The organism is Blastomonas sp. (genome assembly GCF_041747255.1).
GTDB lineage: Bacteria > Pseudomonadota > Alphaproteobacteria > Sphingomonadales > Sphingomonadaceae > Blastomonas.
Map to the genome: position 1 here is coordinate 1 of NZ_JBGTFM010000142.1, position 7,344 is coordinate 7,344.

Here is a 7,344-nt window from a genome sequence, read left to right on the forward strand (position 1 = left end):
CACATCGTGCGCCCGGATGATCTGCGCGCCCGCCGCCATCGCCTGCATCGCAAGCGCAACCGATCCGCCGAGCCGCGCGTCAGCCTGCGCCTCGTTCGACAGCGCCCCGATCATCCGCTTGCGGCTCGCCCCGAATAGGATCGGCTGGCCGAGCGCATGGAACAGCGGCAGTGCGTTGATCAACGCGAGATTGTCGGCGAGTGACTTGCCAAAGCCGATGCCGGGATCGACGATGATATTCTCGCGCGCCACCCCTGCTGCCACAACATCAGCGACGCGCGCCTCAAGCCAGTCGAACACATCTGTCACGACATTGGCATAGCTGCCGCCAAGATGCGGATTGGCGCCCTGCGATGATGCATGCATCAGCACCACCGGGCAGCCCGCATCGGCCACGACCCCGAGCGACGTGCTGTCATAGAGCAGCGCCGAGACGTCGTTGACGATATGCGCGCCCGCTGCGAGCGCGGCCTGCATCACCGCCGCCTTGCGAGTGTCGATCGAGACGATCGCGCCCGATTTGGCCAGCGCTTCAATCGCTGGGATGACGCGGGCAATCTCGTCGCCCTCCCACACCACCGGTGCATCGGGGCGGGTCGATTCCCCGCCGACATCAATGAGCGCCGCGCCCGCCGCCATCATCGCAAAGCCGGCATCCGCCGCCTGCCCCGCATCGCCTGCAAAGCGGCCGCCATCCGAAAAGCTGTCGGGCGTCACATTCAATATGCCCATGGTCTGCGGCTGGTCGAAGCGCAGCGTGCGTTCACCAAGCTGAAGCGGCGCGTGCTGCCGCGCGAGGTTGGCGCGCTGTGTGGTGATCCGCTGCGCCTGGTCATCGGGCAGCTCCGCAATCACCGCATCGAGCTGGTCGACCGGCACCAGTTGCCGCGCGATCAGCTTTCCGTTTTCAAACGTCTCCAGCGCCAGCAGATGACACCAGATCAGGCTGTGCCCCAGCCGAATGGTCGCGACGCCATAAGTCTGCGGGCTTTCCGCAAGGCCAGCGGGTCGCAGATAAAGCTGCGCGGTCATATGGCTCAGGGCTCGGTGGCGAGCAAATAGGTCTGGCGCAGACTGTCGATCGGCCTGAGGCCATCGGCGGTTTCGATATGCCAGTAGGTCCAGCCGTTGCACGACGGTGCATCCTGCAGTTCGGCGCCGATCTTGTGGATTGATCCGCAGAGCACACCGCTCAGCAGCGATCCGTCAGCGCGCACAGTGGCGCGGTGTTTGCGCGCCTTGTCGCTTAATTCCGCGCCGACTGCGATATAGCCCGTCTCCACCAGCGTCCCAAAGGCGACGCGCGGCTGGCTCTTGGGCGATTGCATGGTCTTGAGGCCCGATTCATCAAGCGGCAGCGCGGCGGCAATCCGCTCCTCTGCCACCTCGATATAGGTCTCGTCGCGCTCGCAGCCGATCCAAGAGCGGCCCAGCCGCTTGGCGACCGCGCCGGTGGTGCCGGTGCCGAAAAACGGATCGAGAACCACATCGCCGGGATTGGTGCAGGCGAGCAGGATGCGATAGAGCAACGCCTCTGGCTTTTGCGTCGGGTGCGCCTTGGTGCCGCCGCGTTTCAGCCGCTCCTGACCACCGCAGATCGGCAGCACCCAGTCTGATCGCATCTGCAGTTCATCGTTCAGCGTCTTCATCGCGCGATAGTTGAACGTGTATTTTGATTTCTCATCTCGCGAGGCCCAGATCAGCGTCTCGTGCGCATTGGTGAAGCGGGTGCCGCGAAAATTGGGCATCGGGTTGGCCTTGCGCCAGACGATGTCGTTGAGGATCCAGAAGTCGAGGTCCTGCAGCAATGCGCCGACGCGGAAGATGTTGTGATAGCTGCCGATCACCCACAGCGACCCGTCGGGCTTCAGGATGCGGCGCGCCTCGGCCAGCCATTCGCGGGTGAACCGGTCATAGGCGGCAAAGGTATCGAACTTGTCCCAGTCGTTATCGACCGCATCCACTCGGCCGCCTTCGGGACGGAACAGATCGCCGCCGAGTTGCAGGTTATATGGCGGATCGGCGAACACCATGTCGATGGAGGCGCTGGGCAGGGTGCGCATCTGCGCGATGCAATCGCCGCGCAGGATCTGGTCCAGCGGCAAGGCTGGCTGCGGCGCAGACGGTGGCCTGCGAAGGGCGGCAGGCCGCGCGATGCGCGCTGCCGCTGCCACAGTATCATTGCCCAAAACCACCATCGTCTGCCCCCGCTCGCCCTGCCTGCGAGCCAATGCATGAGTCCTCATACCTTATCGGTCAAGGCCAAAACCTTAGGGATTCCGCGTGTTTAAATGGTTAACGCACAAGTTGCCATGCGGAACACAAAGAGCCCAAATCCAGATGTTGAGTCACGTTAACCATTGGGGACTCAACCCCTAGTGGTGTGACGCGGCGGACTCGCTCAAAGAAAAAAGATCAGATCAGCAGCGCCTGCGCCACCGGGGCGAAGCTTTTGCGGTGCAGCGGGGTCGGCCCATAGCTGCGCAGCGCGGCGAGATGTTCGGCGGTGCCATAGCCCTTGTTGCGCTCCCAGCCGTATTGCGGACAGTCGCGTGCCGCTGCTCGCATCATCCGGTCGCGTTCCTCCTTGGCCAGGATCGATGCAGCGGAAATGCAGGCGTGCAGAGCGTCGCCCCTGATGATCGCCTGCGCCCGATGGCGCCATTTGGGCAGCCGGTTGCCATCGACCAGCACCGCATCGGGCAATTGCCCCAGCCCTTCGACCGCGCGTGTCATCGCCAGCATGGTGGCCTGCAAGATGTTGATCGCGTCAATTTCTTCGACGCTGGCAATGCCGATGGCGAAACCGCAAGTCTTGCGGATCATTGCCTCAAGCCCGGCGCGTCGGGCGGCGCTCAACACCTTGCTGTCGGCCAGCCCGGCAATGCCCTGCGGACACAGGATCACCGCAGCCGCCACAACTGGCCCGGCGAGCGGCCCCCTTCCCGCTTCATCGACCCCGGCGGTGCAGCGGGAACTGGCAATAAACTGGGCAACATCTTGCATTATATAGGAACCTTTTGGACGCTTATGCGTCTTTGGCCCATCCCATATCGTCGCACAAGACCTGCTCGATTCCTATCGGCAGGTCGAATCGTTTGCAAATGCCAGAGGGTTTGGCGATGATCCCAAATATGAGACATGGAGCTTACTTGATGCACCGACTGACCCTGAGCGCAGCGCTTCCTCTGGCGCTGATCGCGTGCACCAGCAGTGATGAAGCGATTGCCAATGGCGAAGCCGAAGCGGTCACTGCAATTTCGCCCGTTGACCGTCTGCCATTCGTCACCACCGAGGTCGCAGATTTCGACGCACCATGGGCGATGACCTTCCTCCCCGACGGCCGCCTGCTGGTCACCGAAAAAAAAGGCGAGATGAAGCTTGCCACGATAACCGGCGACACCGCCAGCATGGTGACCGTGAGCGGTACGCCCGAAGTGCTTGCCAAGGGCCAGGGCGGGCTGGGTGATGTTGTTCTGTCACCTGATTTTGCCAACGACGGCTATATTTATCTGAGCTGGGCCGAGGCGGGCGACAATGACACCAGTGGCGCAGCGGTCGGATGCGCCAAGCTGAACCTTGCCGCAGATGGATCAGCGAAGCTTGAAGGCCTGAAGGTGATCTGGCGGCAGGAACCCAAGGTCAGCGGCAATGGGCATTATGGCCACCGCATCGCCTTTGGTCCCGATGGCATGATGTATATCTCGACGGGAGACCGGCAGAAATTCGATCCGGCGCAGGACCTTGACCAGACCCTTGGCAAGGTCGTGCGGCTGACCGCAACCGGGGGCATTCCGTCCGACAATCCCTTCTACGATCAGGGGCGCATCAGGGCGCAGGTCTGGTCTTCCGGCCATCGCAATCCGCTTGGCCTCGCCTTTGACAGCGAAGGGCGGCTGTGGAACATCGAAATGGGCCCCAGGGGCGGCGATGAGCTCAATCTCGTCACGCGCAGCGCCAACTATGGCTATCCCAAGGTCTCAAACGGTGACCATTATGATGGCAAGCCGATCCCCGATCACAGCCCTGATGACGGCTTCGTCGCTCCCAAGGTCTGGTGGACCCCGGCAATTTCGCCTGGCAGCCTGATGATCTATTCGGGCAACATGTTCCCGGCCTGGAAGGGCAGCGCCTTTATCGGAGCGCTTGGCGCGCAATCTTTGGTGAGAGTAAAGCTCGACGGCGAGAATGCCGAGAAGGCGGACATCTGGCCGATGGATGCGCGCATCCGCGAGGTCGAACAGGGGCCTGATGGCGCAATATGGGTGCTGGAAGATGGCGCGCGCGGATCACAGGGACGGCTGCTGAGGCTCACTCCCACCAAGTGATCGAGAAAGGTTGACCCGCGCGGTGGAGGCTGCGCGGCCGACATCGCCATTTCAAATCGCAACCTATCGCGCTATCCATGCTTTCGATTACACAATCGGGAGAATACATCATGGCAACCGCAGCAATAGCGCCGCCGCAGGAATCGCAGCTTGCAGAGGTGCTGCACAAGCAGCGCGCCGCCTTCACCGCCGAATTGCCGGTCGCGCTTGAGGTCCGCAAGGAACGTATCCGGCGGCTGATGAAGCTGGTGCACGACAATGCCGATGCCCTGGTCGCGGCGATGAGCGAGGATTTTGGCCATCGCAGCCCCGACCAGTCAATGATGACCGATATTGTCGGCGTGCTCAACGTCGGGCGCCACACGATCAAGCATCTCGACGGCTGGGCAAAAGCGGAAAAGCGCAGCGTGCAGTTTCCGCTGGGCTTGCTCGGTGCAAAGGCGCGGGTCGAATACCAACCGCTCGGCGTGGTCGGCATCATCGCGCCGTGGAACTTTCCGGTGCAGCTGTGCATCACCCCGGCCTTTGGCGCGCTCGGCGCGGGCAACCGGGTGATGATCAAGAACAGCGAGTATACCGAGACCACCTCAAACCTGCTGGCGACGCTCGGCCCCAGATATTTCGATGACAGCGAGGTCGCGTTTTTCACCGGCGGGCCCGACGTTGGCCAGATGTTTTCCGAACTGCCGTTCGACCATCTGGTGTTCACCGGCGCGACCAGCGTCGGCCATCATATCATGCGCGCCGCCGCCAAGCATCTGGTACCGGTAACGCTCGAACTTGGCGGCAAGTCGCCCGCCATCATCGGTCGCGGTGCCGACAAGGCCAAGGCCGCGCAGCGCATCGCGATGGGCAAGATGCTCAATGCAGGGCAGATCTGCATCGCCCCCGATTATCTGTTCGTGCCCAAGGAAGACGAGGCCGAGATCATCGACAACATCAAGCAATCGGTGGGCACGCTCTATCCCACCCTGCTCGCCAACGATGATTACACCGCCGTGGTCAACGAGCGTCATCACCAGCGGCTCACTGGCTATCTCGACGACGCGCGGGACAAGGGTGCGGAGGTAATTGAGGTCAACCCGGCGGGCGAGGATTTTGCCTCCGCCAACAGCCGCAAGATGCCGCTGCACATCCTGCGCAACGTCACCGACGACATGAAGGTGATGCAGGACGAGATTTTTGGCCCCATCCTGCCGGTCAAGACCTATGCCTCGGTCGATGAGGCGATCGATTTCGTCAACGGGCGCGATCGGCCGCTGGCGCTCTATTATTTCGGCGATGACAAGGCCGAGGCGCAGAAGGTCATGGACCGGACAATCTCGGGCGGGGTAACGATCAACGACACGATCTTCCACGTCGCAATGGAAGACCTGCCGTTCGGCGGGGTCGGGCCATCGGGCATGGGGGCGTATCACGGCATCGACGGCTTCCGCCGCTTCAGCCATGCCAAGGCGATTTACAGCCAGCCCAAGATCGACGTCGCCAAGTTGGGCGGGTTTCTGCCGCCTTATGGCAGCGCCACCAAAAAGGCGATTGCCCGCGACCTCAAGGTCTGACGGACCAACCTGGCTGTGCTCGGGCGCAGCCATTCTTGCGCCTGATTATTCTTGGGATTGCACCCCCGCGCCGCCTCGGTTAGGGGAAGCGTCCCACGTGCCCCTGTGGTGAAATTGGTAGACGCGCTCGACTCAAAATCGAGTTCCGAAAGGAGTGCTGGTTCGATTCCGGCCAGGGGCACCATTTCCATCTGGCCACATTGTACCTGCCTGCTGGCTATGCGTCTCGATCCGCCTCCGGATCAAACGCCTTCGATTCGATGCCGCCGAAGCTCAGGTGCTTGCCTGCGTGCATCGTGCCGTGTTCGATCTGCAGTTCCAGCCGCTCGCAATCGCGCTTGCGGAATTCCTCGATCACGCGGTCGGCGGTCACCGGATCAAGGCCTGTGCGCAGCAGCGCGGTGTGCGCCAGCTTGACCGAGGATTCAAACAATTCGCGCTGTGCCGCAGCTATCGGTGCGTGCTTGAGCGCAAGCAGCTGGCGACGATCAACAGCGCGCACGAAGATTTTCGCATCAGGAAAGGCATGGGCAATCGGCGCGATCTGATCCGGACCGAAGTCCTTGTCATCGATGCAGAACAGCAACGAATCGGCCTGTTCGGCACCGGCGCGGCGCAGCAGATCAATGCGCGTGCCATCGCCATAAAACACCTTGCGACCAAATTCGCCGCTTAACCGGATCTGCTCGGGATTGCTGTCGATCAGCGTCACAGAGATGTTCGCCCCGGCGAATATCTGCGCCACCGCCTGGCCAAACCGCCCATGGCCGATGACAATCGCGCTCGACAGGCGCGCATGTTCGGGATCGACCATGTCCTCGGTACCCGTGCCGCGCACCCCGCCGAACCGCCGCGAGAGCAGCATCAGGAACGGCGTCGTCGCCATCGACAGCGTCACAATCGCACCAAAGCGGCTGGCGGCTTCGGGCGCGATCAGCAACGCGCGCTGCGCTTCGGCAAACAGGACAAACGCAAACTCACCACCCTGGCTGAGCAGCAGCCCGAGCACCAGCGCCGCGCGCGTTTCCATGCCAAACGCCTTGGCTAGGCCAAAGATAATGCCGACCTTGATCGCCACCAGCGCCGCCGCCATCGCGATGATGAACACCGGGTCTGCATAGATCGCGTCGAGATCGAGCATCATGCCGACGCCCAGGAAAAACAGGCCGAGCAGGATCGAGCGGAACGGGTCGATGTCCGCCTCAAGCTCGTGGCGGAAGGGAGAATCGGCGAGCATGACGCCAGCGATGAACGCGCCCAGCGCCGCCGACACGCCGATCGAGTGCATCAGCGCCGCGCTGCCAAACACCGCAAACAGTCCGGCAACGATGAACAGCTCGCGCTCCGCCACCTTGCCGATCAGCTTGAGCAGCGGCGCCAGCCCATAGCGCCCGGCGGCAACCAGGCCGCCAATCGCCAGCACCGCGTAGAGCGCGAGCAGCCAGCCCGGCGTCTGC

General features: G+C 62.6%; 6 protein-coding genes and 1 tRNA gene. 3 read left to right on the forward strand and 4 right to left on the reverse strand.

The annotated features are described in order from the left end of the window. From folP to ACEW8G_RS04980, 3 genes are all read right to left on the reverse strand, one after another. Positions 1-1,032, reverse strand: a 1,032-nt coding sequence (gene folP / locus ACEW8G_RS04970) for a dihydropteroate synthase (RefSeq protein ID WP_373487340.1), incomplete at its 3' end; no start/stop codon positions are given. A gap of 5 nt (positions 1,033-1,037) precedes the next feature. Beyond that, positions 1,038-2,198 carry a site-specific DNA-methyltransferase gene (locus ACEW8G_RS04975; protein ID WP_373487345.1) on the reverse strand — a complete coding sequence of 387 codons (1,161 nt, stop codon included), beginning with the start codon at positions 2,196-2,198 and terminating at the stop codon, positions 1,038-1,040. 217 nt (positions 2,199-2,415) lie between these two features. After that, positions 2,416-3,006, reverse strand: a complete 591-nt coding sequence (locus tag ACEW8G_RS04980) for a ribonuclease HII (RefSeq protein WP_373487341.1) — start codon at positions 3,004-3,006, stop codon at positions 2,416-2,418. 149 nt (positions 3,007-3,155) lie between these two features. Here ACEW8G_RS04980 and ACEW8G_RS04985 point away from each other — a divergent pair, with 149 nt between their 5' ends. The 3 genes from ACEW8G_RS04985 to ACEW8G_RS04995 all read left to right on the forward strand — a co-directional run bounded on the left by ACEW8G_RS04985 (position 3,156) and on the right by ACEW8G_RS04995 (position 6,071). After that, entirely contained in the window at positions 3,156-4,328 is a 1,173-nt protein-coding gene (locus tag ACEW8G_RS04985; RefSeq protein ID WP_373487342.1) for a PQQ-dependent sugar dehydrogenase, read from the forward strand. Between the two features lie 110 nt (positions 4,329-4,438). Then, a complete protein-coding gene (locus ACEW8G_RS04990) occupies positions 4,439-5,887 on the forward strand; it encodes a coniferyl aldehyde dehydrogenase (protein WP_373487343.1) in 1,449 nt (482 codons plus the stop codon). Positions 5,888-5,986: 99 nt separating this feature from the next. Continuing rightward, a tRNA-Leu gene (locus ACEW8G_RS04995) sits at positions 5,987-6,071 on the forward strand. 33 nt (positions 6,072-6,104) lie between these two features. Here ACEW8G_RS04995 and ACEW8G_RS05000 read toward each other — a convergent pair. Beyond that, positions 6,105-7,344 (reverse strand): cation:proton antiporter (locus ACEW8G_RS05000; RefSeq protein ID WP_373487344.1); only part of this gene is annotated, 1,240 nt, incomplete at its 5' end.

What these genes read in the sequence shown, in the direction of transcription:
- ACEW8G_RS04975 (WP_373487345.1), bottom strand. Translation starts at nt 2,198, where the DNA reads ATGGTGGTTTTGGGCAATGATACTGTGGCAGCGGCAGCGCGCATCGCG.
- ACEW8G_RS04980 (WP_373487341.1), bottom strand. Translation starts at nt 3,006, where the DNA reads ATGCAAGATGTTGCCCAGTTTATTGCCAGTTCCCGCTGCACCGCCGGG.
- ACEW8G_RS04985 (WP_373487342.1), top strand. Translation starts at nt 3,156, where the DNA reads ATGCACCGACTGACCCTGAGCGCAGCGCTTCCTCTGGCGCTGATCGCG.
- ACEW8G_RS04990 (WP_373487343.1), top strand. Translation starts at nt 4,439, where the DNA reads ATGGCAACCGCAGCAATAGCGCCGCCGCAGGAATCGCAGCTTGCAGAG.